This is a genomic window from Bradyrhizobium sp. BR 10289 (genome assembly GCF_019455385.1).
In the GTDB taxonomy this organism is placed as follows: domain Bacteria; phylum Pseudomonadota; class Alphaproteobacteria; order Rhizobiales; family Xanthobacteraceae; genus Bradyrhizobium.
This window is the reverse complement of sequence record NZ_JACOFR010000006.1, coordinates 136236-160550: the sequence shown is the minus strand read 5'-3', so window position 1 is coordinate 160550 and position 24315 is coordinate 136236. Positions and strand designations below refer to the sequence as shown.

Sequence of the window (24315 nt, the reverse complement as noted above, 5' to 3'; positions counted from 1 at the left end):
CTATCCAAAGGGAACCGCGCCCTCGCCGCTCGAAACCTCTGTTTTTCGAAAGCTTTGCCCCCTATATTGGGGGTGCCGGTTCGCCGGCTATGGAAATAAACGGTCGTCGCAATAAACCATTCGGACCCGGGGGCGGTACCCGGCGCCTCCACCAAAGCCCACTTCCGGGGCAGGCCCAAGAAGCGGGTTTTGGCGGGGGCGAAATAGGATCGACGAGGGCGTAAAGGGCGTACTTTTTCCCGGTATTGTTCCGCCGTTATCGGGCTACTGCAATAGTTGCCAACGACAACTTTGCTCCGGTTGCTCAGGCTGCGTAACGCAGTTTGAAAGACCAACTTAAAGTCCTAACGGGTTAAGCTCCGTTAGGCGGGGTTCGGAGGCACCTGGCAACAGAAGCCTCCACTTACCTCTGATTTCCTTCCCGGCGGGGACTCCTGCTGACCCGTCAGGCGCGGTACTATTGCGGCTTGGCGAGTCGGGCGGCGGGGGCCCGTCTCCTGGAATGCAACAGGACCATTATGGCGACCGATCACATCCGATACGACGTGCTGGCGAGCGAGGCGATGCGCGGCGTGGTCAAGAAAGTGCTGACCGATGCCGCCGCCCATGGCCTGCCGGGCGAGCACCATTTCTTCATCACCTTCGTATCGAAGGCCGAGGGCGTGAAGCTGTCGAGCCGGTTGCTGGCACAATATCCGGAAGAGATGACGATCATCCTGCAGCACCAGTTCTGGGACCTGACCGTGCTCGAGGACCGCTTCGAGGTCGGCCTGTCCTTTGGCGGCATTCCGGAACGGCTGGTCGTGCCGTTCAGCGCCATCAAGAGCTTCCTCGATCCGTCCGTGAAGTTCGGCCTCCAGTTCGAAACCACCGACGCCGCCGAGGTCGCGCCGGAGACGCTGCCGGCGGCCCCAGCTCCATCCGCCCTGTCGGTGCCCGCGCCCGCCGCGGAGAAGGCAGAGACCACGGAAGAGCCGCCTCCGCCGAGCCAGGGCGGCGCCGAGGTCGTGCGGCTCGATCGTTTCCGCAAGAAATGATCTAGGTTGGGCGCGAGGCCATCGCGTCCAGCCAAACTCCCTATATAGAAGAGCACCTGAATAGGCCGCGCGGCACCTCGCGCGCCGGAATGGATGTGCTCATGGCCAAAGCTGCCCGCGCGAAGACCTCGTCCCCCGCCACCCGCATCGAGACCGACAGTTTCGGTCCCATCGAAGTCCCCGCCGATCGCTATTGGGGCGCGCAGACCGAACGCTCTCGCCAGAATTTCCGCATCGGCATCGATCGCATGCCGATCGAGCTGGTGCATGCGCTCGGCATCGTCAAGCTCGCGGCCGCACAGTCCAACCTCGAGCTCGGCCTGCTCGACCAGCGCCGCGCGGGCGCGATCATCCGCGCGGCGCGCGAGGTGATCGAGGGCAAGCTCGACGATCATTTCCCGCTTGTGGTGTGGCAGACCGGCTCGGGCACTCAGAGCAACATGAACCTCAACGAGGTGATCGCCAACCGCGCCAACGAGCTGCTCGGCGGCGAGCTCGGTGCCAAGAAGCCGGTGCATCCGAATGACCACGTCAACATGAGCCAGTCGTCGAACGACTCTTTTCCCACTGCCATGCATATCGCGGCCGCCAGCCGCATCACTGCCGATCTCGTCCCCGCCCTCGGTGAGCTGCTCCGCGCGCTGCGCAAGAAGGAGAAGGAGTTTTCCAAGATCGTGAAGATCGGCCGCACCCACACCCAGGATGCGACGCCGCTGACGCTCGGGCAGGAATTTTCCGGATACGCCGCGCAGGTCGAGAGCGGCATCGCGCGACTGAAGGTCGCGGTGAAGGATCTCTATCCGCTGGCGCAGGGCGGCACGGCGGTGGGGACCGGCCTCAACTCCAAGCCTCGCTTTGCAAAACTGTTCGCAAAGCACGCTGCCGGGATTACCAAACTCCCCTTCACCAGCGCCGCCAACAAATTCGAGGCGCTGGCCTCGAATGATGCCTATGTGCTGGCGCATGGCGCCATCAATTCGGTCGCAACCGGCCTGTTCAAGATCGCCAACGACATCCGCCTGCTCGGTTCAGGCCCGCGCTCGGGCCTTGGCGAGCTGATCCTGCCGGAGAACGAGCCCGGCTCCTCGATCATGCCGGGCAAGGTCAATCCGACGCAGTGCGAGGCGATGACCATGGTGTGCTGCCAGGTGTTCGGCAATCACACTGCGATCACAGTTGCCGGCAGCCAGGGCCATTTCGAGCTCAACGTCTATAAGCCCGTGCTCGCCTACAACATGCTGCATTCGATCCGCCTGATGGCGGACGCGGCGCGCTCCTTCACCGAACATTGCGTCAGCGGCATCCGCGCCGACGAGAAGCGCATCAAGGAGCTGATGCAGCGCTCGCTGATGCTGGTGACGGCGCTCGCCCCGAAGATCGGCTACGATAACGCGGCCAAGGTCGCCAAGACCGCACATCACAACGGCACCACGCTGAAGGAAGAGGCGCTCCGCCTCGGCTTCGTTTCAGCCGACGAATTCGACCGTCTGGTGCAGCCGGAGAAAATGACGCAGCCCGGATGAATTCCGAATTCCGATAGTCATCCGTAATGATACGGAGCCCTGGAGCACATAAATATAAGGCTTAAAGGACGGGATTTGATTACCGTCAATGTTGCGGCGAGGCGGCGTGCTAGGCAAGGCCTCCTCGCCCTTGACGGGGCTAATTCATCGTTTGATGGCCCGAGCGGCCGATTGACGAGGACGAGCGAATGGCGATCAAGTCTTGTGGGGCGCAACGCGGCGCCTTGTTTCTGAATGTTTCATCCTGCCTGAAGAGGAGCGGATGATGGAGACGCGGCATGGGGAACGTCATCAACCTGAATCGTTTCAGGAAGCGCGCCGAGCGGGAAGCCTCGGCGAAGCAGGCGGACGTCAACCGGGCGAAGTTCGGCCGCACGAAGGCGGAGCGGTCGGCGGAGGAGACGCGCGCGGACAAGGCGAAGGCGCACCTGGACCAGCATCAGATCGATCACGAGGATCAGTCATGAAGTCGCCCGTCGTGAAGCGGTCGATCGTGGTCGCCGGCCACAAGACCAGCGTCAGCCTGGAAGAGGCGTTCTGGAACGGCATGAAGGAGATCTCGGGCCTGCGCAACATGACGCTGTCCGAGCTCGTCGGCGAAATCGACGGCGCCCGCCAGCAAGGCAATCTGTCCTCGGCGATCCGCCTGTTCGTGCTCGACTACTTCAAGAGCCGCGCCATGGCCAACATCCAGGCGGACAAGGTCCCTGCCCAGTAGGGCGGTGGCGCTGTGCCCACAGCTTCGTGATCTGCACTTTAAAATCACTCTAAGGTGCAGCTTCGGGAGGCGAGCGCGCTTGACCTCCATGCCCTGCGTTGAAAATACAGGGCATGACCGATACCAATGACACGCGCTCGCACATGCCGCTGGGTCTGGCCCTGCGCGGCTATACCGGCGTCATTCAGCACCTTGCCACCAAGGACACGGGCTCGGCGCTCTCTGACATCGAGCTCGAAAGCCGGCTGATCGAGCTCGGCTTCGTCGAGGGGGCGCGGGTCGAGGTCCTGCACGAGGGCCTGGTCGGGCGCGATCCCATCGCCGTCAGGGTCGACAACATCACCATCGCAGTGCGCCGCCGCGAGGCCATGGCCATCATCGTCGCTTGAGACGCGCGACCGGATATTTGATTCCATGGAATTACCCCTGCTGCATCTCGCCCTGGTCGGCACGCCCAACAGCGGCAAGACCTCGCTGTTCAATGCCCTGACTGGCAGCCGGCAGAAGGTCGCGAACTATCCGGGTGTCACCGTCGAGCGCAAGGAAGGCTTCTTCGTCACCCCGCAGGGCCGCCAGGTCTCGGTGGTGGACCTGCCCGGCACCTATTCGCTGCGCGGCCGCAGCCCGGACGAGGAGATCACCCGCGATTTCGTGCTCGGCAAGGCCACCGGCGAGACCGTGCCCGATCTCGTGCTGTGCGTGGCCGACTCGACCAATCTGCGCCTGACCATCCGCCTGCTGCTGGAGCTGAAGCGCACCGGACGGCCGATGATCCTCGTCCTCAACATGTTCGACATCGCCAGCCGCCGCGGCATCACCGTCGACGTCGAACGGCTCGCCAAGGAGCTGGGCGTGCCCGTGGTCACCTCGATCGCGGTGCGCAAGGGCGGTACCGCCGACCTGCTGGCGCTGACCGACGAGATCTCGGCCAAGCTTGCCGCCGAGCCGGCGCAGGACAACAGCTGGCGCGCACTCAGCGTCGCCGAGCTGCGCGCCACCCAGCGCGAGGCCGACCGCATCATCGCCGATTGCGTCAGCCTGCCGGCCCGGCCCGATACCTGGACCGCGCGGATCGACGCCGTGGTGCTGCATCCCGTCGGTGGCCTGATCGTGCTGGCGCTGATCCTGTTCGTGATGTTCCAGGCGGTGTTCGCCTGGGCGCAGCCGCTGATGGACCTGCTCAACAACGGCTTCGATGCGCTCGGCGAGCTCGTGAAGGCCAACCTGCCCGACGGCCTCTTGCAGAGCTTCCTTCAGAACGGCGTGATCTCGGGCGTCGGCAGCGTCATCGTGTTCCTGCCGCAGATCATCATCATCTTCCTATTCATCCTGCTCTTGGAAGATTTCGGCTACATGGCGCGCGCCGCGTTCCTGATGGACCGCATCATGGGCGGCGCCGGCCTGCACGGCCGCGCCTTCATTCCGCTGCTGTCGAGCTTTGCCTGCGCCATTCCCGGCATCTTGGCGACGCGCGTGATCGACAACAAGCGCGACCGGCTGACCACGATCCTGATCGCGCCGCTGATGACCTGCTCGGCGCGCATTCCGGTCTACACGCTGATCATCTCCGCCTTCATCCCGGCGAAGGACGTCTGGGGCTTCATCAATCTGCAGGGCCTCGTGATGTTCGGCCTCTACGCCACCGGCATTGTCAGCGCGCTGGCCGTCTCGTTCGTGATCAAGTTCTTCATGATCCGCGACTACGCGCCGGCGCCGTTCATGCTGGAGCTGCCGGACTACAAATTGCCGCGCTTGAAATCGGTCGCGATCGGCATCTTCACCCGCGCAAAAATGTTCCTGTACCGCGCCGGCACCACGATCTTCTCGATGATGGTGCTGATCTGGTTCCTGGCCTCGTTCCCGCAACCGCCGGCAGGCAGCACCGAGCCCGCCATCGACTTCAGCCTCGCCGCCATGATCGGCAAGGCGCTCGCGCCGCTGCTCGCGCCCGTCGGCTTCAACTGGCAGATCGCGGTCGCGCTGATCCCGGGCATGGCGGCGCGCGAGGTCGCGGTCGCGGCGCTCGGCACCGTCTATGCGATCGAAGGCGGCAAGGAAGCGGCCGAGCAGATCGGCTCGGTGCTGGCGACGAAATGGTCGCTGGCCACCGCGCTGTCGATGCTGGCTTGGTACATCTTCGCGCCGCAATGCGCCTCCACGCTCGCCGTGATCCGGCGCGAGACCGGCAGCTGGGGATGGATGGCTGTGACCTTCGCCTACATGCTGGTGCTGGCCTATGCGGCGAGCCTCGTGACGTACAATGTCGCGGTGGCGCTCGGAGCGGGATAGAGCCTCTCAAGACCAAATTTCGAAAACAACCCCATGCACAGTAGGCGTCGGCTGTGCAATCAACGGGTTACGTGCGCGGGACAATGATTTCGTCCGTAGCCCCGATGGAGCGCAACGTCATCCGGCTCCCCCGACGCGTTGGGCAAGAAGCAGGGAAGATTCTTAAATTTCGTTTATCCGAAATAAGACTTGACTCGTCGGGCAAAACAGGTGCATCATGGCATCATCGAAGGAGTGGCAGGCGCGCGTGGCTGCAGACGTTTGTCAATCCGGGATTCCTGGCTGCCGCCAGTCTCTAGCCAGTGCCTGCGAAGGCCTTGACATGTTGCGACGCAATTCGGACGCCGCTCATGACATCTCCGAGATCACTCTCGTATCGACGGCCGACGGCTCGGCGCTGGCCACGCACCTAAGCCGAAGAAGCGCCTGTCGATCAGGTCGACTGTCTCGGGAATTGCCGCCAGAACCCTTCTGGGACTTGCCGGCATCACGCTCAATCCGGCACCGGCCGGCGCGGTCGTGTATTGCCAGTATGTCGGCTATCCCGTCGGATGCGTAGCAAGGGCGGGCGTCGTGCTGCGGCCCCGGCCTGTCGCACGTGCAGCGGTCCGCCACAATGTCGGCGGTAACGCCAATGGCGGCGTCAATCGCATCGGCGCGGGACGGTAACGGCCTGGCTCAAGGGGCACAAGCTTGTCGCCATACAAGATGGCGATGGCTGCCGGTTGTGTCTATGCTCCCAAGCTGCGTGGCATTCCCTGTGGAGCTACACCTCTCATGAAAGAGGCCCCGGCCGGTGCCGGGGCCCGAGTTTCACTGGGAAGACTCTGGATCAATAGCGCGCCGTGACGGGCGCACCGTAGCCGCCAAAGCGGTAGTTCACCCGAACCGTGACCATGTCGACATCCTGGGTGACCCCGCTGCCCGTGAGGGTGAACCCACCCGGCGTAACCACGCCTGCGAAGCCGCTGTTGTCACGTCCCATCCAGAGATGGTCGTATTCGACACCGACGGACCAATTTGGCGAGAAGCCGTACTCCCAGCCGACGCCGAGGGTACCACCCCAGCGCGTATGACCGGCAGAAGCGAGACCGACGCCGGTGACGTTGTTGAAGATGTCGAAGCGATTGCGCGTCACCGCGGCGCCGCCCTTCACATAGAGCAACGAGGCGTTCCATGCCCAACCGAGCTGCGCCGTGAACAGCCCGATGCCATCGATCTTTCCCGTGGTCGAGATCAACGGGTCGATCAGGCTGACGCGCGTGTTCTTGATCTCGGCCCAATCGCCCTGGGCTTCGAGGCCGAACACGAACTGATTGGTCTGCCAGCGATACCCGATCTGACCGCCGGCAAGGCCGCCGGAGCGATCGGCGCAACCGCTCGCGACGGCGCCGGCGGGCGTTATGAGGTCCACGCAGCCGTGGCTCTGCCCCCAGCCGCCGTTGGCACCGATGTAAAATCCGGTCCAGTTGTAAACAGCCACCACCGGTGCCGGCGGCGGCGCAGCCTTGACGGCCATATCGGCGGCCATGGCGGGAGCTGCCATGCTCAGCGCCGCGAAGCCGATCGCCGCGATCGAAAGCTTTTTCATCGTCTCGTCCCCTTTGCTCAGATCTTCTTGTTCAACAAAGTGAGCCCTTATGCAGGCTGGCGTGCATAAGTGCTGCGAACATCCTGGAGTTTACGCGCGACGAGGTTTTCGGCCGTATCAAAATGGCAACACTCAAGCGCCATCGCTATGCACGGAAAAGTGCTTAGTCCTGGTTTGAATTGCCCGATGCCGTCGTGCCGTCCTGGTTCTCGGCGAGCCAGGCGTTGATGCCGGCGGACGGGATCACGCGCCTCGGAACGTGCGGGTTGATGGTCCCTGCAAAGACGGCAAGTCCCTCATCGAGCTTGGCGCGCGCAAAGAGTTTGGCTTCCTGCTCCGTCGCGAAGGTCCTGGTTTCCCGCGGACTGCGTTGTCTCGGCAGAATGCCTCGCTGCTGCACTTCAAAAGTGACGTACCAGGTCGGAATCATCGCGCACGCCAACATGTCACCGGCCCCAGTGACGCGTTGTCGTGCCGCTGGTGTCCGCGCGCTTGATTCAGATCAACGCCGAAAGCGCAGCAAGCTCAGGCATCATCGATCTTCATCGGCCTGATTGTTGCAAGTCAGCGCGGGCGGCTCTGGTCTCCTCCTGATCGCTCTCCGGCTCCTTGATCAGCACCACCGGTTCGTCATAACCCTTGCGGCTGCTATAGAAGACCAGCGTCATCAGGCCGACGCCGACGACCAGCGAGAACACGACGCCGAGAACGAGCGCGACATAGCCCGCCTCCGGTACGTCGTGATCCGTCCTGAACCAGCCGAGATAGCCGAGCGCGAAGGCTCCGGCGAGCATCGCGCACAATACCGCGATGACCAGCCATGTGACGAGCTTGCCGCCTTGCGGCGTGGATGGTGCCTGTCGCATGTCGGTGCTGTTCATGGACCCCTCCTCAATGGCGCCCTATGGCGCAGTCGCCTTGGTCGCGATCGCATGCAGGGCGCCGGTCATTGCGAGAACTGCAGCCTTGGCCGGCTCGCCGACGCGGTGGCGCCCGGCGAGCCAGGCCGGATCGTTGTAGGACAGCCAAGTCGCGCCCTGCTCGTCCTGCCAGACCAGCGCCTTCAGCGGCAGGTCGATGCCGATGGTCTGCGCCTGCTGCATCAACGGCGTGCCACCCTTGGCATTGCCGAAGATGAGCAGATCCGTCGGACGCAACGGCAGGCCGGCGGCAGACGCGCCCGCGGCATGATCGACATGGGCAAACACGGTGAGGCCCCTGGCCTTCACTTCGGCCTCCAGCCGCTTCATCGTGTCTTCCGGTCCAAAACTGCTCTTGATGGTGATGAGTCCGTCTACGGCCATTGCCGGTGTCTCCCATGAATAAAGCGCTGCAATCACAGCGAGGATCTTGATCAGTGCCGAAAGCCTCATGCACCGCGGGCTCATTTCTTGCGGAACAGTTTTGCTGGATCGAATTCCGGATCCGGAATGAAGCCGTCGCGATTGGGCATCCTGATCTTCGGCAAGCTGTCCTTGTCGACCTTGCCGTCAGCGGGAATGATGCCGTTGAGACTGAGGATGTAGGCCGTGACGGCATAGGTCTCGTCGGTGCTCAGCGAGCCAGGCGTCGGATAGGGCATGGCGCGGTGAATGTAGTCGTACAGGGTCGTTGCGTAGGGCCAGAAGCTGCCGACGGTCTTGACCGGCATGTTGGAGGCAAGCGTGCCCTGCCCGCCGACGAGCCGGTCCTTGATGCCGCCCTGGCCGTTGTCGCCATGACAGACCGCGCAATTGTCGGCGAAGATCTGCTTGCCTTGGACCGCGGAGCCGCCGCCGTCAGGCAGGCCCTTGCCATCGGGGCCGATATCGATGTCCCACAGCTTGATCTCGGCGGGCGTTGCCGGCCGGCCGAAATCAAACGCCAGCGCAGGCGCAGCGATCAGACCCGCGCCGAGAAAGCCGGCGAGAAGGAGTTTCCTATGCGAGAACATTGCGGACCCTCCCGGCCTCGTCGATGCTCCAGGTCTGCTGGGCGTTGTAGTGAAACAATGCGTTGGTCCCCATCGCGGCGATGAAGGATTGCCGGTCGGGCTGGACATTGCCTTGCTCGTCGGTCGAGCGGCTAACGATCCTGGTCGGCTTGCCGTCCCAGACCCAGTCCATCTGGAAGCGCACCTGCGCCTTGGACAGCACCGGCTGACTCAATTGCGCCTGCTTCCAGGTCTTCGCGCCGTCAGTGGAGACCTCGACCTTGGCGATCTTGCCATGGCCGCTCCAGGCGAGGCCCGAGATGCGGTTGTAACCCGGCTGGATCTGCATCATGCCCGAAGGCTGGGTGATGACGGAGTTGGTCTCCATCCGCAGTTGGAATTGCCGCGCCTTGCCGTCGGCCAGCAGCTGCGTGTAGCGCGCCGTCTCCCAGCGCGTCATCCAGGGCGCGTTGCCGAACTTGAGGCGGCGCAGCCATTTGATGTTGAGGTTGCCTTCGAAGCCCGGCATCACCAGCCGCATCGGAAAGCCGTGCGCGGGCCGCAGCGGCTCGCCGTTCTGCCCGTAGGCGACGAAGGCCTCGCTGAGAATCTCGTCGGTGAGCGGAATGCTGCGATCCACGCCTGCGCCATCGCCGCCTTCCGCGAGCATCCAGTTCGAGCTCCTGTCCTTGGCGACGAGATCAATCAGGAATTTGAGTGGCACGCCGGTCCATTCATTGGTGCTGACAAGGCCATGCGTGTTCTGCACCGTCAGGTCGGGATCGGCCTTCTTCCAGTTTTCCCAGCCGTTGCCGGTGCATTCGATGAAGACGATTCGGGTGATCGACGGCATCCGCTTCAGATCCTCGACGCTGAACACAAGCGGCTTCGAGACCATGCCGTGGATCAGCAGCCGGTGCTGGGCGGGATCGATATCGGGCACGCCGGAATGGCTGCGCTCATAGTGCAGATCGGTCGGCGTGATGTTGCCGACCAGCTTCTGGTGCGGCGTCTTGGAGTTGATGGCGTTGCCGGGATCGACGTTGCGCTTGCCCGGTGTCGCCTCAGGGATGCGATCGAGTTTTACGAATCGAGAGCGCTCGCTATGCGCACTGAGTTCGGCGCCGGGCCCACGATCGGGCACGTCGGCCAGCGTTTCCGCGCCGGCTGCCTCAGAGGCGGCCGCGCCCAAGATGCCGGCCGACAGGCCTCCGACAAAGCCGCGACGCGACACATTCGCATGCCCCGGCAATAATTCGATTGGTGTCCTGGACGTCATATCATCTCCCGCTGATATCGTGCTTTTTCGAAACCGCGTCCGCTGTCATGTCGAGACATTTAGCGGACGCGGCGAAGATTGCTTGTTAGGTTGTGTTAGAAAGAATGAGCATTGGCGCGCAAGTCGATCAGGCCTCCCTGAAGGCCTCGTGCGCGCGAATAGCCCCTTAGGATGGGTAGAGCGCAGCGAAACCCATCGCGTTTCCGTATGCTCGGAGACAATGATGGGTTTCGCTGCGCTATACCCATTCTACAAAACTACAAAACGAACGCTCAGCGGGCACGCAGCCGAATGACCGAGCTCGGCAGCGAGGCCAGAAACAGCACGGCGCAGACGCACAGCAGGACGATGTCCTTGAACAGGAATTCGCCGGTCAGATTCCACGCCATTGGATCGGTCGAAAGGCTCCATCTGACCACGCCCGGCGTCGTGAAGAAGAACGACCACGTCACCGCGAAGGTCATCATGCCCATGAATGAACCCAGCGCCGACAGGATTGGATTGAAGCTGCCTGCCACGAGCAGTGCCGCAATCACGAACTCGGCCACCCCGAGGACGTAGGCCTCTCCCCTCAGACCGAAGACGGACAGCCAGGAGATGAATGGACTGTTAGTGATGAACTGAGCGATGCCCTGTGCCGATTGCAGCGTGAACTTCTGCATGCCGAACGAGACGAAGATGACCACCATGACCCAGCGGAGAATGGCGAGCGGTCGATAGGAACCTGCGCCGGTCTCGGCAATGTTGAGCCCTTGCATGTGACGATGTCTCCCCGGACAAGACGTGCATCCTTTGGCGAACGAGTGTCCGCTGCGGACAGTACGAAGAGGAGCTTCGCTTGTTACCTGTATCCGCGGGGTCCGCAGATCACAGCTGCGTGCAATGTGGGTTTTTGTGTCAAGGCCCATCCGACCTGCCGAGAGCTACCCCTCGCCCGGCCACGCGACCATCGCGGCCTTCGCCGCGCTTCTCAACTCCGCCGGCGTCGCGCCGTCCTTGGCCTGGATGGCCATGCCCTGGAAGACGCTGAGATAGAAACGGCTGAGGGCATCGATATCCGTCATCGCGGGCAGCTCGCCATCGGCGAGCGCCGCCTCCAGCCGCGCGTGCAAACTGCGGAGCAGGTCCAGCCTGACTTTCCTGACCACACGGGCGATCGATGGCGGCCACTCGTCACTGACGGCGCCCAACGCGACCATGCAGCCCGCCGGGGCGATCCGGGATTTCGGAAGGGTCTCGGCGGCGGCCATCAGCAGGTTCTCGACCCCGGCGCGTGCTGTCGCGCCGTCCGCCAACCTGTCCCAGACAGCCTGACCTTCGGTCGCGGCGTAATGCGCGAAGGCGGCAAGGTAGAGCTCCTCCTTGCTGCCAAAGGCGGCATAGAGGCTCGGTGAGCTGACGCCCATGGCCTCGCACAGATCGTGCATCGAGGCCGCAGCGAAGCCTTTGCGCCAAAACAGGTGCATGGCGGCTTCAAGCGCCGCATCGCGATCAAATTCCCGTGGCCGTCCAGCCATGACGCCCTTTCGCGTCTCGTTCTGTAATGATCAACACATAATTCACTTGACGAATGGGTTCAAGCCTCCACATATTCTGTGTCGATCGTTACAAAATTGGAGAGAGCAGATGACACTGGCAGGAAAACGGGCCCTGGTGACGGGCGCAAGCAGGGGTATCGGTGCCGCCATCGCCAAGGCGCTCGCGGCCGAAGGCGCCAATGTCGCAATCACTTACGAGAAGTCCGCGGACAGCGCCGCCAAGGTGGTTCACGCCATCAAAGCGACCGGGCGGAAGGCCGTGGCGATCCAGGCCGACAGCGCCGATGTCGGTGCAGTCCAGGCTTCGGTCGAGACAACCGTCAAGGAGCTGGGCGGGCTCGACATTCTCGTCAACAACGCCGGCATTCTGCGGCTGGCGGGCCTTGCCGACATGTCGCTTGGGGACATCGACGCGCTGCTGAACGTCAATGTCCGCTCACCGATCGTGGCAAGCAAGGCCGCGCTGCCCCACCTCGGCAAGGGCGGCCGCATCATCACCATCGGCAGCTATTTTGCAGACCGCGTGCCCTCGCCAGTGCTCGGCGTCTACGCCGCCTCTAAGGCGGCGCTGGCAGCGTTCACCAAGGCGCTGGCGCGGGAGCTTGGGCCCAGGGACATCACGGTCAACCTCGTGGCACCGGGCTCGATCGACACCGACATGAATCCGGCGCACGGCCCGACCGCGGAGACCTTGAAGCAGTTCATGGCTCTCGGCAGCTACGGCGCGACAGATGACATCGCGAGCGCGGTCGCGTTCCTGGCGAGCGCGAAGGCCAAGTACATCACGGGCACGACATTGACGGTTGATGGCGGCGCGAACGCCTGAGCCCTGAAAACACCGGCGGCCGGACCACGGATTGGGCCGGCCGCATTCGACGAACCCCTACAGTTCGAGGGAACCAGGGAACAGCCGACCCCACGGCCAACTCGTTTCTCGGCGAGGACGGGCAACCTTCGCATGACCCAAGGCCGCGGCCCCCTCACAGCGTCATCAGGGCCGCAACGAGGCGCTCGGGCGGAAACGGCTTTTCGAGAAGAAGGCTGTTGGGCACGCCTTGTGACTTCCATAACGCCAGATCGGCACCGGCCATCATGTACACGACCGGAATGTCCGGATGTTTCTCTCTCATTCTGCGGGCGAGATCCCAACCACTCAACGCGCCGGCGAGGTACACATCGGTCACGAGCGCCTTGTGATGCTTTCCCCTGGCGATGAACACCGTGATCGCTTCCTCGCCCGAGGAAAGGATGTCGGATGCAAACCCTGCTTCCGCCAGAGCGTCCTCGAGCACGCCCTGGAGGGGATATTCATCCTCCACGACAAGGATCGAGGGCGGTTCCGACATCGTTCGATTCGCCCTTGGCTTCGGCGTTGACGCGGCGATCCGTCGCGGAACATGCGACGTCGGACGTCACTACACGACGCGAATGTGCGGCTTTGTTGACAATCCCTGCAGTTCCGCGGGTTTCCCTCCGCTGAATCCTGGACTCGGCGCAAGGAGGCCCCGCCGCGGCGGGGCTTTTTTCGTGCGGCTCCAGGCCGCTCCGTGCGGGTTACAGCCGGAGGATTCTTATCGGAAATATCCCAGCACGAGATCGGTATCCGCAGGGGATGCGACCGTGCCGTTGAGCTCGGCGTCGATGACGCGGCGGCAGGCCGCGATCGCGGTCTGGTCGCCGAGATCGTTGGCGGCTTCGAGCACGAGCCAGGCGGCGTCGACGGACGCCTTCTCGGGAGCCGATCCGTTCGGCTCGACTTTGAGGCTCTTGGTCTTGCGAACTGCGGTGCCGAATTGAGGCAACATTCTCAAATACTCCCTCGATTTCCCGCTCAGTGGACCTGGAGCTCGGGCTGACGGCCCGAGCCCGCATCGGCACCCGCGCCGGTCTTGCGCGACTGGTAGAACTTCAGAATGCTGCGCGAGGTCTCGATCTTGAGCCGGCCGAACTCGCGTTCATTGTCCTGGAGCTCGCGCGCCGTGATCAGATGATCCTTGGCGCCGAGGAACAGCAGCGACATCGTGGTGTCCCAGGAGAAGTCGAGCGCCTTGCACAGCACCAGGATCATCTCGCGGTTGCGGTCCATCAGCGCGCGCTCGATCACGTCGACCGGCAGCGCCGACAGCAGCGACAGGCCGATCTGCACCTCGTCGAAGCGGTGCTGACGCGCATAGTTCGAGATCGAATCCTGGTTGAGATTGCCCTGGCGATACTGCGTCGTCACCACGCGCTTGGCGACGAAATAGCTGCGCGAGGACGGGCCGAACTTGGATTGCAGATCGCCGGTCACATCGGTCACCGAGCTCTGGATCTGCGCCATCATCTCGGGACGCTCGCTCTCGAGGCGGCGGCGAACGTCTTCCGACGCCTTGGCGATCAGCTGCTGGAAGATATGACGCGGCACGTCCTTGCGCAGGCCGAGCTGCTCGGCAAGGATCGAGTCGCCCTCTGCGCGGCGGACCATATGCAGCAGGCCCGAGCCGGAGAAGCGGGCCCCCTCGTTCCTGGCGACCGACGTCACGACCGCCTGGTCGCCGCGCTTGACCAGCACGTCGGTGACGGCCTCGCCGATCGACTGGCGCTGGGAAATCGCGAGCAGATGCGCCTGGCCCTTGGTCAAGGCGCTCTGGACCAGCATCTTCTCGTCGATGCGCGTGGAGTCGCGCAGCACGGGGCCGGCGACCGCGATCTCGTCGTCGAGCGCGAGCTTTTCGATGACGTTGAGCGGGGCGTGATCGCAGGCCGACATCACCTCGGAGAGCTGGGTGCGCGCGGCAACCTCGATCTCGTCGGCGAGCCGGCCGATCACCTCGCCGAACATGCTGATCTCGTCGTCGCTGTAGCGGCCGGTGATCAGAATGTCCGTCGCATGCCACAACGCCCGCGTCCGGCTTTCGTCGGTGCCGCGCGCGATCGCGTCGTCCAGATCCTGTAGAAGCGTCTTCGCCCCGTTCATCTCGATCACCCCAGTTCTTGGTCGTTCGGATTCCTCTGGCGTCGAGACTAGGGAACAAACGCGAGAATCCAGTAAAGCCGGTGCAGCAGTTTTGCCGACGAAAATTCGCTAAAATGCGAAGGAATGGGTTTACCCGTCGGTGAGGTGCTTCACCTCTCCCGTAGGGAGAGGTCGGGTCGCATCGACAGATGCGATCCGGGTGAGGGGTTCTGGTCTCACTGGGTGCCGCGCCCCCTCACCCGGATTGCTCAGGCGCGCGATTGCGCGCCATAGCAATCCGACCTCTCCCCACTGGGGAGAGGTGAAGACCGAGCCCGCGGCAGCCAGCGTAGCTGTCCTACGGATTCTGCGGCGTCAGCACCAGCGGCGGCTTTGGCTTGGGCTTTGCGGGCGCGGGGCCCGGCGCGGGCTTCACGTCGATCGGCGGCGGCAGCGGGGCGACCTGCTGGCTGGCGAGTGGAGGACTTGCGAATGGAGGGCTTGCAAGTGGCGGACTTGGAGCGGCGGGAGCAGCCTGCGGCGCTTTCGGCGTCGGCGCGGCCTTGGGCTTCGGCACCGGCCCGCGGCGCGGATCGCGGCCGGGCATCGGCACGTCGGTGAGCGAGGGCTCCGGCGCGGGATCGGGCGAGACCAGCGTCGGCAGTGCGGCAGTCGCCGGCGGCGGCTCGCCGCGCTCGATCGCATCCAGCCGGCGCGTCTCGCGGTCGATCGTGCGCACCGCAAGCCACGAGGACAGCGGCGCGACATCGACGGTGCGGTTGAGCCTGTCGGGGGGACCGGCCGCGAACAGCTGGATCTCCGGCGGCGCACCGGAGAGGCCGGTCATGATCGGCGTCAAGCTGGCGCGGATGTCGGCCTGGTCGGCCGGAATGTCATAACCGCCGGAGACGATGGCGCGAGCGTTCCTGGCCTCCAGCGGCGTCGCGCCGACGCGCAGCCGTCCGTCGCGGATCGTGAACGGGATCTGCGCGGAGGCGACCGCGATGGGAGCGGCCGCCAGCGCGGGCTCGACGAGCTGGCGCAAGCGGTTATCATCGGAGACCTGGCCGCTGTCGCTGGCGCGGATGGCGATCTCGAAGGCGCGCGGATTGAGGCCCGATATCTCGGCCGAGTCCAGCGTCACCGTGCCGTTGCCGGCGAGCGCGCCGGTGAGCGCAGCGACGCTGCGGCCCTGGCTGGTCAGTGCCATCTGCACCGAAGCACGCCCCTTCGGCAGCGCGAGGTCGCGGTAGCGCAAACTGGCCGCATCGACATTGGCGAGCTCGATGCGCGCGCTCAACGCAACACTGTTCGCACCATTGCGCGCATCGAAACTCGCCGACATCTCGCCGCCGCCGACATTCCCTTTCAGCGCATCCAGCGCGAGCGACTGGCCGTCGCTGCGGATGGTGCCGCCGAACGGGCGCAGCTCGAGCCCGCCGGGCAACGTGCCGCGCAAGGCCTGGAAAGCGATGCGGCCGCGCCAGCCACCGAGCAGCCCGCTGCTCAAGGGATCGCCGGCATCATGTCCGGCGGCACCGATCGCCATCGCCAGCGCCGGCGCGAGGTCGAGCGTGTCGAGGCCGACCTCGCCGTCGACGCTCTTCTCCTGATCGAGCGTAACAGCGAGATGGCCGCGCAGATGCGACCCGGAAGCGGTGCTGTCGAGATCGTCGAAGGTCAGGCGGTTGCCGGAGAAAGCAACGCGAGACGACAGGCTGACATTCTGCGTCGCCTTGTCGGTCGTGCCGGTTCCGAACAGCGGCGCCAGGTTGACGTTGCGCGCGCGAAGATTCAAATTGGCTTTCGGCTCCGACAGCTCGACGCTGCCTTGGGCGTCCGCATCCAGAGCGCCGCTGAGCTTTGCGGTGAGTTGCAGCGGCCGCCGCCACGATCCACTCAGCTTGCCTTCGAATTGAGAGGGGCCCTCGCCTGCGGCGACCACGCGATCGAGGCCGACCAGCGCCAGCAAGGCGCCAGCCTGCGGCGTCGACACTTTCGACTCCAGCGTGAAGTCGCTGCTGCGCAAACGCTCGATGTCGAGGCCGTTGACGGCCGCGAGCGGTGTCTGCGCGGCCAGCGTCGCGGTCGCCTTGAGCTGCGGCGCGTCGAGATCGAGCACGGCGCGGGCATCGCCGCGATCGGCATGTTCGGCGTTCTTGTCGAGGCTGAGGTCGAGCTTCAAGCGCGTCGCGCCGGGCAGCTGCGGCAGGGTATCGAGCCGCGCGCGCAGCGACGGCGCGAACGGCTCCAGCAATGCGGCCAGCTCACGCAGCGAATTGGCCGAGGATTTCAGCGCGAGCTTGCCGGTCGCCTTGGTGCGATCGAAGCTGCCGCTGGCCTCGGTGGTGACGCCGCTGGTCTGGCCGAACCGCAGCTGCTCCAGCGACAGCGCATTCGGGCCGTAGCCGAGTTTTGCCGCGAACGGCCGCAGCTCCTGGCCGGCGGAGATTGCGCGGCCGATATCGAGCGAGAGTTTTGCCTCCTCCGGCCATTCACCTTGCGGTCCTGCGAGCGCGCGCACGAAGCTCGCGGCGGCGTCGAGGTCGAGACGATCGGCCTTGAGATCGGCGTCGATCCGCGAGCCCTTGCTCGCACCCGTCTGCACGAAGCCGATGCGGCCCTCCACCGTACCGCCTTCGATATCGGCCTTGAGCTTGTCGATGGCGAGATGGTTGGCGGCGACGGTCACCTCGCCGGCGAGTCGCAGCGGCCGCGTGCTGCGGCGGCTGATCTCGCTGCGGCCTTGCAGCCAAGCCACCAGCGTATCCGGATCGGAGGATTCGACGCTGAGACGGCCGCTAAAGCTGTCGGCGCCGGGCGTGGCGCCGTTGAGCGAGAGCTGCGTCATGCCGGGGGCGCGCAGCTCGAGCCGCTGGAAAGTCCAGGAGCGTCCGTCGGTGCGAAGCTCGGCCGCGATGTTTTGCAACGGGCGGCCGCCCAGCATGATCTGGTCGGAGTTGAACTCGATCTGCGCCGGGATCGGCGCCTGCGGGATCGCTGCGAGACCGGCGCGCAGCGCCGGCAGGATCCGCAGCGGCTCGGAATCGTCCTTGCCGGCGAGCTTGTCGGCATCGATCTGGCGCGCCGAGAGCACCGTGCGCAGCAACGGCGAGGCGCCGAACCTGAGGTCGCCGACGCCGCCCAGTTTCAGCGCATGGTCCTCGGCGCCGAAGCTCGCATCGATCTGGTCGAGCCTGGCGCCGGCCGGGTCGGCCTTGAGCTTGCTGGTGAGCTTCCACGGCGTCGGCCCGGCCTCGCCCGCCTTCTTCGTCGTGGGCACCGCGATCGTCAGTGCGCCGTCGAACTTCGGCAGGCGGTTGTCGAAGGCGAGCACGCCTTCGAGATCGGCCAGGATGGCGCGCTCGCCGGGATCGATGTTGAGGTGAAGGCGCGTAGCGCTGCCATCGGCGCTCGGGCCGGAAGAGATGCGGAACGGATAGCGCGTGCCCGATACGGTGAAATTGCCGTCGCCCCGCACCGAGCCGGCGAGCGATCGGACGTCGCCGGAGAAGGCGATGTCGTTCAGCTCCAAGGTCGAACGGCTGGCGGCATCGTGCAGGGCGACCCGGCCGGTGAGGTTGAGCCGCTCGATCGCGAGCGAGGCGAGGTTGAAGGTGCCGCTCGCGGTGGAGGGCAGATCGACCCGCCCGCGCGCATCCAGGCCGAGATCGACCGCCATGCCGCCCACCGTCAGCTCGGTGGCGCGCCATTCGCCCCGCATCAGCGAGCTCAGGCTGAACTCGACGTCGAGCTTGTCGGCGCGCAGGCGGCCGAGATCGTTGTTGCCGCCGAAGGTGACCGAACGCAGCCTCAAGGTCGGCGCCGGCAACAGCCGCGCATCGAGCTCGCCCGCCACCCGCACCGGCACGCCGATGATCCGGCCGGCCTCCGCCTCGAACTGGGGCCTGAACTGGTTCCAGTCGATGAAGTAAGGCCCGATCAGCGCGGCCAGCAGCGCAATGATGAAGGCAATCGCCAATCCGAGCAGCGTCGTCTGCACGGGTCTCCCCTCGGCCAAACCGGCACCAAGCCTGACCTGAGGGCCTCAGGCGCGCCGGAACAGTCCCTTATATAGGGGGAAGTGTGGCGAAGTCACAGCGACTGTTGCGCGCGGAGGTTAACGCTGCCGGCCTCACCAGCTGGCGGGCAGCTGCGTCAGGCCGCGCAGCACGAAGGTCGGGCGCCATTTCGGGTTCTCGACGTCGTCGATGCGCAAGTCGGGCAGCCGGCGGAGCAGCGTGGCGATGGCGATCTCGGCCTCGATGCGCGCCAGTTGGGCCCCCAGGCAAAAATGGATGCCGCCGCCGAACGACAGCGGTTTCACGTTCTGACGTGTCACGTCGAGCCGATCGGGGCGATCGGGGTAGACTGCGGGGTCGCGGTTGGCCGAGCCGAGCAGGCAGAGCACGGTCTCGCCCTTCGGAATCTTCTTGCCGCCGAGATCGTCGATGTCCTCCAGCGCGACGCGGCCGGTCATCTGCACCGAGGAATCGTAGCGCAGGAATTCCTCGATCGCGCCGACCATCAGCTCCGGCCGCGCCTTCAGCATCGCGAGCTGGTCTGGATTGCGATGGAGCGCCAAGAGGCCGTTGCCGATCAGATTGACGGTGGTCTCGTGGCCGGCGCCGAACAGCAGGATGATGTTGGCGGTCAGTTCCTCGTTGGTGAGCTGGTGGCCGTCTTCCTCGGCCTGCACCAGCTGGGTGATCAAATCGTCGCCGGGGTTCTTGCGGCGCAGCTCGAACAGCTGCTGGAAATACATCTGCGCCATCATGTTGCCGGCGTTGCCCTTGGCGATCTCCTCCTTCGAGAGCGGCACGGGATCGAGCAGGCGGCCGCCGTCGCGCGAGCTGTTGTAGAAGGTCTGGCGATGCTCCTCGGGAATGCCGAGCATGTCGCAGATGATGGTGACGGGCAGACGGAAGGCAAAATCCTCGATCAGGTCCATATGGCCGCGTTCGATCACGGCGTCGATGGTCTGGTCGACGATCTCCTGGATGCGCGGCCGCATGTCCTCGACCCGGCGCGCGGTGAAGGCCTTCACGACGAGGCCGCGCAGACGGGTGTGATCGGGCGGATCGGATTGCAGCATCCAGTGGCTCATGCTGCGGAACACCGGCTCGTCCATGATCTTGTCGCTATAGCGGCGCTTGGAGCGCTCGACGAAATCCTTGCCGAAGCGCTTGTCGCGCATCACGAGGCTGACTTCGGCGTGGCGGCTACAGACGAACTGGCCGAACGGCGTCACATGGACCGGATCGACCGCGCGCAGGCGTTCGTAATGCGGATAGGGATCGCGGATGAAGTCCGGCGACAGCGGGTTGAACAGCGGATCGCCGCCAGTGGGTTGCGTTTGCTCGTTCATAATGACCTCACATCGGTTGCCGCATGCACGAAACGCAAGGCTGCCCAAAGCCCGGCGTAACCATCCCCTGAAATCATTAACTCGATACATTGTTGTATCGAGTTGCATTCTGCCCTAACCTGGCGCGATGTCAAGGGTGAGAACCAGGCCGACCAGGGACGACACGCGCGAGGCGCTGTTCGAAGCGGCCGCGCGCGTGTTCGAACAAGACGGCATCGGCGGCGCCAGCATCGAGGCGATCGCGGCGGCCGCCGGCTTCACCCGCGGCGCGTTCTACTCGAACTTCAAGAGCAAGGACGAGCTGATCATCGCCATGCTCGAGGACCATGTCGAGCAGTCGATCCGGCGCAACATGGACATCCTCGCCCAGCACGACAATCTCGACGATTTCATCGCCGCACTGAAGGCGATGGACCGCAGCAAACAGGACCCGCTCGGCCGCTCCCCTCTCCTGCACATGGAGATGATCCTGTTCGTCGCGCGCGCCGAGAAGCGCCGGCCGGAACTGGCAAAGCGCCTGCGCGCGCGGCGCAAGCTGATTGCCGACATCGTCGAGGCGACGCTGAAGAGCAGCGCGAGGGGCGACAAGCTGAACCCGCCCTGGATGGCGTCCATCGTGCTCGCGCTGGAAGACGGCTTTCGGCTGCACCGGCTGATCGATCCCGAGACGACGCCGGCGGACAGCTTTTTGCGGGCGATCACGGATCTGCGGCGGAGGACGGGGCTCGCGTCGGAGTGAGAGTCGCTGAACGCTGATCCTCTCACCGTTTCCAATTCGCACGACAATTTTAGATCTGAACGAGAACTTCGACGGGAAAGCTGCCGCGCTGGGAGTTCTGCGGGCCAAGCAACACAGCATTGCGATTGATGTCCGACGCCGAACTCGGATAACGTATCGACACGCCCATCTGAAACGGGAGTACGTTTCGTTGAAGAATGACCCTTCGCCAAAACTTCTTCGACGTGACTTGCTCAAGCTGACGATGATCGGTGTCGGTGCGGTCAGCGCTGCCGAGTTGTTGCCCTCCCCGGCTTCCGCGAAGACGGTCGACCTCGATCAAAAGCGCAAGGCGCGCTATCGATCCGACTCGCAGGAAGTCAGGAACTTCTACCGCGTCAACGCCTATCCCGGCGCTCGATAGGAGACCTCCGTGCTGATCAGGAAGTCCGAGCGTCGTCCGGAGCGGGCCAAACCTTCCAGTGCGAAGCCTTCCAGCACAGAATCCGGCATACCTTCGTCGGGCCTGGACCGGCGGACTTTCCTGAAGCGTTCGGGCGTGACGGCGGGCGCATTGGTCGCGGTCGGTGAGATCGCGCTGCACGGCGTGCGCAAGGCCGAGGCAGGACCGCCGCCGCCTGTCGGCGCGCCGGTCACGATCCGGAAGAATATCTGCACGCATTGCTCGGTCGGCTGCTCGGTGATCGCCAAGGTCGCCAACGGCGTCTGGATCGGACAGGAGCCCGATTACGATAGTCCGATCAATCGTGGTTCGCATTGCTGCAAGGGCGCGGCAGTGCGCGATGACGTGTTGAACGAGCGGCGCCTGCGCTATCCGGTCAAGCTCGTCAATGGACAGTGGACGCGCATCTCCTGGGAGAAGGCGATCGACGAGATCGGCGACAAGCTGCTGGACATTCGCCAGAAGTCCGGACCCGACTCGGTCTATTGGCTCGGCTCCGCCAAGTTCACCAACGAGGCCGCCTATCTCAATCGCAAGCTCGCGGCGTTCTGGGGCACCAACAATTCCGACCATCAGGCGCGGATCTGCCACTCGACGACGGTCACCGGCGTAGCCAATACCTGGGGCTACGGCGCGATGACCAACAGCTACAACGACATCCGCAACGCCAAGACCATCCTGCTGATGGGCGGCAATCCCGCCGAGGCCCATCCGGTGTCCCTGCAGCACATTCTCGAAGGCAAGGAGCTCAACCGCGCCAACATGATCGTGGTCGATCCGCGGATGACGCGGACGGCGGCGCACGCGACCGAATATGTCCGGGTTCGCCCCGGCACGCATATCGCCACGATCTACGGTATGCTGTGGCACATCTTCGAGAACGGCTGGGAAGACAAGGAATTCCTCAGCCAGCGCGTCTATGGCCTGGACGAGGTCCGCAAGGAAATTGCGAAGTGGCCTCCCAAGGAGGTCGAGCGCGTGACCGGCCTGCCCGAAGCGCAGGTCAAGCACGTAGCCCAACTGTTCGCGACGCAGAAGCCGGCCACGCTGATCTGGGCGATGGGACAGACCCAGTTCACCACCGGCACCGCCAATGTCCGCGCCAGCTGCCTGTTGCTGCTCGCCACCGGCAACATGGGGATGCCCGGCGCGGGCGCCAACATCTTCCGCGGCCACACCAACGTGCAAGGCGCGACCGACCTCGGTCTCGATGTCACCTCGTTGCCGCTTTACTACGGCCTGGCTGAAGAAGCCTGGCGGCATTGGTGCCGGGTCTGGGAGGTCGATTACGACTGGATGAAGTCGCGTTTCCCCGACAAGAAGCTGATGGAAACGCCCGGCATTCCCAGCACGCGCTGGTTCGACGCAACCTTGCTGCCGAAGAATCAGATCAGTCAACCCAACCCTGTGCAGGCCATGTTCATCATGGGGCATGGCGTCAACACCATCACCCGCATGCCAGAGGCCGTGAAGGGCATCGAGAAGCTCGAGATGCTGGTGGTCTGCGATCCCTATCCGACCGCATGGTCGGTGCTGTCGGAGCGAAAGAACGGCACCTATTTGTTGCCGGCCTGCACCAGCTTCGAGATGGAGGGCTCGCGCACCAACTCCAACAGGTCCCTGCAATGGGGCGAAAAAATCGTCGATCCGGTCTTCGAGGCGAAGAACGACTACGACACGATGTATATGCTGGCCCGCAAGCTCGGCTTTGCCGACCTGATGTTCAAGAACATCAAGGTCGAGAACGGCGCGGTTTCGGCGGAGGACATCCTGCGCGAGATCAACCGCGGCGGTTGGTCGACTGGATATTGCGGACAGTCGCCGGAGCGGCTCAAGGCGCACATGCGCAACCAGCACAAGTTCGATCTGGTGACGCTGCGCGCGCCAAAGGACGATCCGGAGGTTGGCGGAGACTATTACGGCCTGCCCTGGCCATGCTGGGGCACGCCGGAGTTCAAGCATCCGGGCACGCCTATACTCTACAACACCAATCTGCCGGTGAAAGAGGGCGGCGGTACCTTCCGCGCGCGGTTCGGCGTCGAGCGCATCGTGAAGCGCAAGGTGATGGAGAACGGGCAGGAAGTGGAGCGGGAAGATCACGATAATCTTCTTGCCGAGGGCTCGTATTCCGTCGGCTCCGAGATCAAGGACGGCTATCCCGAATTCACGCTCGGCGTGCTGAAGAAGCTCGGTTGGGACAAGGACCTCACCGCGCAGGAGCGCGAGGCGATCGCGCGCATCAATCCGGCCGATCCCGACAAGGTGTCATGGTCGACCGATCTGTCGGGCGGCATCCAGCGGGTCGCGATCGAACACGGCTGCTCGCCTTACGGCAACGCCAAGGCGCGCATGATCGCGTGGAATCTGCCCGACCCGGTTCCGGTGCATCGCGAACCGATCTACACGCCGCGTCCCGATCTCGTTGCCGACTATCCGACCTTGCCGGACGCGAAGCAATTCCGCGTGCCCAATATCGGCTTCTCCGTGCAGAAGGCTGCCGTCGACCGCGCTATCGCGAAGCAGTTCCCGCTGATCCTGAGCTCGGGTCGCCTGGTCGAATACGAAGGCGGCGGCGAGGAAACGCGCTCCAACAAATGGCTCGCCGAATTGAAGCAGCACATGTACGTCGAAATCAATCCGGCGGACGCGGCCGAGCGCGGCATCGTCGATGGCGGCTGGGTCTGGGTGACCGGCGCGGAGAACAGCTCGCGGGCCCGGATGAAGGCGCTGGTGACCGAGCGCGTCGGCAAGGGCGTTGCCTGGATGCCCTTCCATTTCTCGGGCTGGTACGAGGGCAACGATCTCCGCGCGAAATATCCGGCGGGCACCGATCCCATCGTGCTCGGTGAGAGCGTCAATACGCTGACGACCTATGGCTATGATCCTGCCACCGGCATGCAGGAGCCGAAAGCCACGCTGTGTCAGATCAGGGCCGCATGAGAGG

General features: G+C 64.3%; 24 protein-coding genes and 1 other RNA gene. 12 read left to right on the top strand and 13 right to left on the bottom strand.

What is annotated here, in order from left to right; translation table 11 throughout:
• Positions 1–35 precede the first annotated feature (35 nt).
• From ssrA to HYH08_RS37450, 8 genes are all read left to right on the top strand, one after another.
• Positions 36–404, top strand: a transfer-messenger RNA (tmRNA) gene (gene ssrA / locus HYH08_RS13485).
• Between the two features lie 114 nt (positions 405–518).
• A complete protein-coding gene (locus HYH08_RS13480; RefSeq protein ID WP_220010291.1) occupies positions 519–1037 on the top strand; it encodes an SspB family protein in 519 nt (172 codons plus the stop codon).
• Between the two features lie 89 nt (positions 1038–1126).
• The gene (gene fumC, locus HYH08_RS13475) at positions 1127–2560 is read left to right on the top strand and encodes a class II fumarate hydratase (RefSeq protein ID WP_220010290.1); all 1434 of its coding nucleotides are present in this window, start codon (positions 1127–1129) and stop codon (positions 2558–2560) included.
• A 278-nt stretch (positions 2561–2838) separates the two neighbouring features.
• The gene (locus HYH08_RS13470) at positions 2839–3027 is read left to right on the top strand and encodes a DUF4169 family protein (protein WP_220010289.1); all 189 of its coding nucleotides are present in this window, start codon (positions 2839–2841) and stop codon (positions 3025–3027) included.
• Entirely contained in the window at positions 3024–3278 is a 255-nt protein-coding gene (locus HYH08_RS13465) for a ribbon-helix-helix domain-containing protein (protein ID WP_220010288.1), read from the top strand. The genes HYH08_RS13470 and HYH08_RS13465 overlap by 4 nt, the downstream gene beginning before the upstream one ends.
• Before the next feature lie 113 nt (positions 3279–3391).
• Positions 3392–3667, top strand: a complete 276-nt coding sequence (locus HYH08_RS13460) for a FeoA family protein (protein ID WP_220010287.1) — start codon at positions 3392–3394, stop codon at positions 3665–3667.
• 25 nt (positions 3668–3692) lie between these two features.
• Entirely contained in the window at positions 3693–5567 is a 1875-nt protein-coding gene (gene feoB / locus HYH08_RS13455; RefSeq protein WP_220010286.1) for a ferrous iron transporter B, read from the top strand.
• Between the two features lie 426 nt (positions 5568–5993).
• Positions 5994–6236, top strand: coding sequence for a hypothetical protein (locus HYH08_RS37450; protein ID WP_502788016.1), 243 nt, complete (start codon positions 5994–5996; stop codon positions 6234–6236).
• Between the two features lie 163 nt (positions 6237–6399).
• Here HYH08_RS37450 and HYH08_RS13450 read toward each other — a convergent pair whose 3' ends face one another.
• The 8 genes from HYH08_RS13450 to HYH08_RS13415 form a co-directional block, all read right to left on the bottom strand.
• Positions 6400–7158 carry an outer membrane protein gene (locus HYH08_RS13450; RefSeq protein WP_220010285.1) on the bottom strand — a complete coding sequence of 253 codons (759 nt, stop codon included), beginning with the start codon at positions 7156–7158 and terminating at the stop codon, positions 6400–6402.
• 163 nt (positions 7159–7321) lie between these two features.
• Positions 7322–7588: a hypothetical protein gene (locus tag HYH08_RS13445; protein WP_220010284.1), complete on the bottom strand. Its 267-nt coding sequence runs from the start codon at positions 7586–7588 to the stop codon at positions 7322–7324.
• Positions 7589–7700: 112 nt separating this feature from the next.
• Entirely contained in the window at positions 7701–8039 is a 339-nt protein-coding gene (locus HYH08_RS13440) for a hypothetical protein (RefSeq protein ID WP_220010283.1), read from the bottom strand.
• Between the two features lie 21 nt (positions 8040–8060).
• The gene (locus tag HYH08_RS13435; protein WP_220010282.1) at positions 8061–8531 is read right to left on the bottom strand and encodes a DUF302 domain-containing protein; all 471 of its coding nucleotides are present in this window, start codon (positions 8529–8531) and stop codon (positions 8061–8063) included.
• Between the two features lie 11 nt (positions 8532–8542).
• Positions 8543–9091 (bottom strand): c-type cytochrome, encoded by a 549-nt coding sequence (locus HYH08_RS13430; protein WP_220010281.1) that lies wholly within the window; start codon positions 9089–9091, stop codon positions 8543–8545.
• Complete coding sequence (soxC, locus tag HYH08_RS13425; RefSeq protein WP_220010280.1) at positions 9078–10349, bottom strand: sulfite dehydrogenase; 1272 nt, start codon at positions 10347–10349, stop codon at positions 9078–9080. Before soxC ends, HYH08_RS13430 begins: the two co-directional genes overlap by 14 nt.
• A gap of 272 nt (positions 10350–10621) precedes the next feature.
• Positions 10622–11107 carry a YkgB family protein gene (locus tag HYH08_RS13420; RefSeq protein ID WP_220010279.1) on the bottom strand — a complete coding sequence of 162 codons (486 nt, stop codon included), beginning with the start codon at positions 11105–11107 and terminating at the stop codon, positions 10622–10624.
• A 165-nt stretch (positions 11108–11272) separates the two neighbouring features.
• A complete protein-coding gene (locus tag HYH08_RS13415; protein WP_220010278.1) occupies positions 11273–11866 on the bottom strand; it encodes a TetR/AcrR family transcriptional regulator in 594 nt (197 codons plus the stop codon).
• A gap of 109 nt (positions 11867–11975) precedes the next feature.
• On the opposite strand from HYH08_RS13415, the gene HYH08_RS13410 reads away from it, so the two are divergent.
• The gene (locus tag HYH08_RS13410) at positions 11976–12713 is read left to right on the top strand and encodes an SDR family oxidoreductase (protein ID WP_220010277.1); all 738 of its coding nucleotides are present in this window, start codon (positions 11976–11978) and stop codon (positions 12711–12713) included.
• 154 nt (positions 12714–12867) lie between these two features.
• Here HYH08_RS13410 and HYH08_RS13405 read toward each other — a convergent pair whose 3' ends face one another.
• The 5 genes from HYH08_RS13405 to HYH08_RS13385 all read right to left on the bottom strand — a co-directional run bounded on the left by HYH08_RS13405 (position 12868) and on the right by HYH08_RS13385 (position 20190).
• Positions 12868–13206, bottom strand: coding sequence for a response regulator (locus HYH08_RS13405; RefSeq protein ID WP_349631424.1), 339 nt, complete (start codon positions 13204–13206; stop codon positions 12868–12870).
• A gap of 252 nt (positions 13207–13458) precedes the next feature.
• Positions 13459–13692: a hypothetical protein gene (locus HYH08_RS13400; protein WP_220010275.1), complete on the bottom strand. Its 234-nt coding sequence runs from the start codon at positions 13690–13692 to the stop codon at positions 13459–13461.
• A gap of 26 nt (positions 13693–13718) precedes the next feature.
• Entirely contained in the window at positions 13719–14843 is a 1125-nt protein-coding gene (locus HYH08_RS13395) for a DUF2336 domain-containing protein (protein ID WP_220010274.1), read from the bottom strand.
• Positions 14844–15180: 337 nt separating this feature from the next.
• Complete coding sequence (locus HYH08_RS13390; protein ID WP_220010273.1) at positions 15181–18825, bottom strand: AsmA family protein; 3645 nt, start codon at positions 18823–18825, stop codon at positions 15181–15183.
• Positions 18826–18957: 132 nt separating this feature from the next.
• Positions 18958–20190, bottom strand: a complete 1233-nt coding sequence (locus HYH08_RS13385) for a cytochrome P450 (RefSeq protein ID WP_220010272.1) — start codon at positions 20188–20190, stop codon at positions 18958–18960.
• 127 nt (positions 20191–20317) lie between these two features.
• Here HYH08_RS13385 and HYH08_RS13380 point away from each other — a divergent pair, with 127 nt between their 5' ends.
• From HYH08_RS13380 to HYH08_RS13370, 3 genes are all read left to right on the top strand, one after another.
• Positions 20318–20929: a TetR/AcrR family transcriptional regulator gene (locus HYH08_RS13380; protein WP_220010271.1), complete on the top strand. Its 612-nt coding sequence runs from the start codon at positions 20318–20320 to the stop codon at positions 20927–20929.
• A 229-nt stretch (positions 20930–21158) separates the two neighbouring features.
• Positions 21159–21332, top strand: coding sequence for a formate dehydrogenase (locus HYH08_RS13375; RefSeq protein WP_220010270.1), 174 nt, complete (start codon positions 21159–21161; stop codon positions 21330–21332).
• Positions 21333–21341: 9 nt separating this feature from the next.
• Complete coding sequence (locus HYH08_RS13370; RefSeq protein ID WP_220010269.1) at positions 21342–24311, top strand: formate dehydrogenase subunit alpha; 2970 nt, start codon at positions 21342–21344, stop codon at positions 24309–24311.
• The last annotated feature ends 4 nt before the right edge of the window (positions 24312–24315 follow it).

Coding starts and splice junctions, on each gene's coding strand:
- HYH08_RS13480 (WP_220010291.1), top strand. CDS start 519: ATGGCGACCGATCACATCCGATACGACGTGCTGGCGAGCGAGGCGATG.
- fumC (WP_220010290.1), top strand. CDS start 1,127: ATGGATGTGCTCATGGCCAAAGCTGCCCGCGCGAAGACCTCGTCCCCC.
- HYH08_RS13470 (WP_220010289.1), top strand. CDS start 2,839: ATGGGGAACGTCATCAACCTGAATCGTTTCAGGAAGCGCGCCGAGCGG.
- HYH08_RS13465 (WP_220010288.1), top strand. CDS start 3,024: ATGAAGTCGCCCGTCGTGAAGCGGTCGATCGTGGTCGCCGGCCACAAG.
- HYH08_RS13460 (WP_220010287.1), top strand. CDS start 3,392: ATGACCGATACCAATGACACGCGCTCGCACATGCCGCTGGGTCTGGCC.
- feoB (WP_220010286.1), top strand. CDS start 3,693: ATGGAATTACCCCTGCTGCATCTCGCCCTGGTCGGCACGCCCAACAGC.
- HYH08_RS13450 (WP_220010285.1), bottom strand. CDS start 7,158: ATGAAAAAGCTTTCGATCGCGGCGATCGGCTTCGCGGCGCTGAGCATG.
- HYH08_RS13445 (WP_220010284.1), bottom strand. CDS start 7,588: ATGATTCCGACCTGGTACGTCACTTTTGAAGTGCAGCAGCGAGGCATT.
- HYH08_RS13440 (WP_220010283.1), bottom strand. CDS start 8,039: ATGAACAGCACCGACATGCGACAGGCACCATCCACGCCGCAAGGCGGC.
- HYH08_RS13435 (WP_220010282.1), bottom strand. CDS start 8,531: ATGAGGCTTTCGGCACTGATCAAGATCCTCGCTGTGATTGCAGCGCTT.
- HYH08_RS13430 (WP_220010281.1), bottom strand. CDS start 9,091: ATGTTCTCGCATAGGAAACTCCTTCTCGCCGGCTTTCTCGGCGCGGGT.
- soxC (WP_220010280.1), bottom strand. CDS start 10,349: ATGACGTCCAGGACACCAATCGAATTATTGCCGGGGCATGCGAATGTG.
- HYH08_RS13420 (WP_220010279.1), bottom strand. CDS start 11,107: ATGCAAGGGCTCAACATTGCCGAGACCGGCGCAGGTTCCTATCGACCG.
- HYH08_RS13415 (WP_220010278.1), bottom strand. CDS start 11,866: ATGGCTGGACGGCCACGGGAATTTGATCGCGATGCGGCGCTTGAAGCC.
- HYH08_RS13410 (WP_220010277.1), top strand. CDS start 11,976: ATGACACTGGCAGGAAAACGGGCCCTGGTGACGGGCGCAAGCAGGGGT.
- HYH08_RS13400 (WP_220010275.1), bottom strand. CDS start 13,692: ATGTTGCCTCAATTCGGCACCGCAGTTCGCAAGACCAAGAGCCTCAAA.
- HYH08_RS13395 (WP_220010274.1), bottom strand. CDS start 14,843: ATGAACGGGGCGAAGACGCTTCTACAGGATCTGGACGACGCGATCGCG.
- HYH08_RS13385 (WP_220010272.1), bottom strand. CDS start 20,190: ATGAACGAGCAAACGCAACCCACTGGCGGCGATCCGCTGTTCAACCCG.
- HYH08_RS13380 (WP_220010271.1), top strand. CDS start 20,318: ATGTCAAGGGTGAGAACCAGGCCGACCAGGGACGACACGCGCGAGGCG.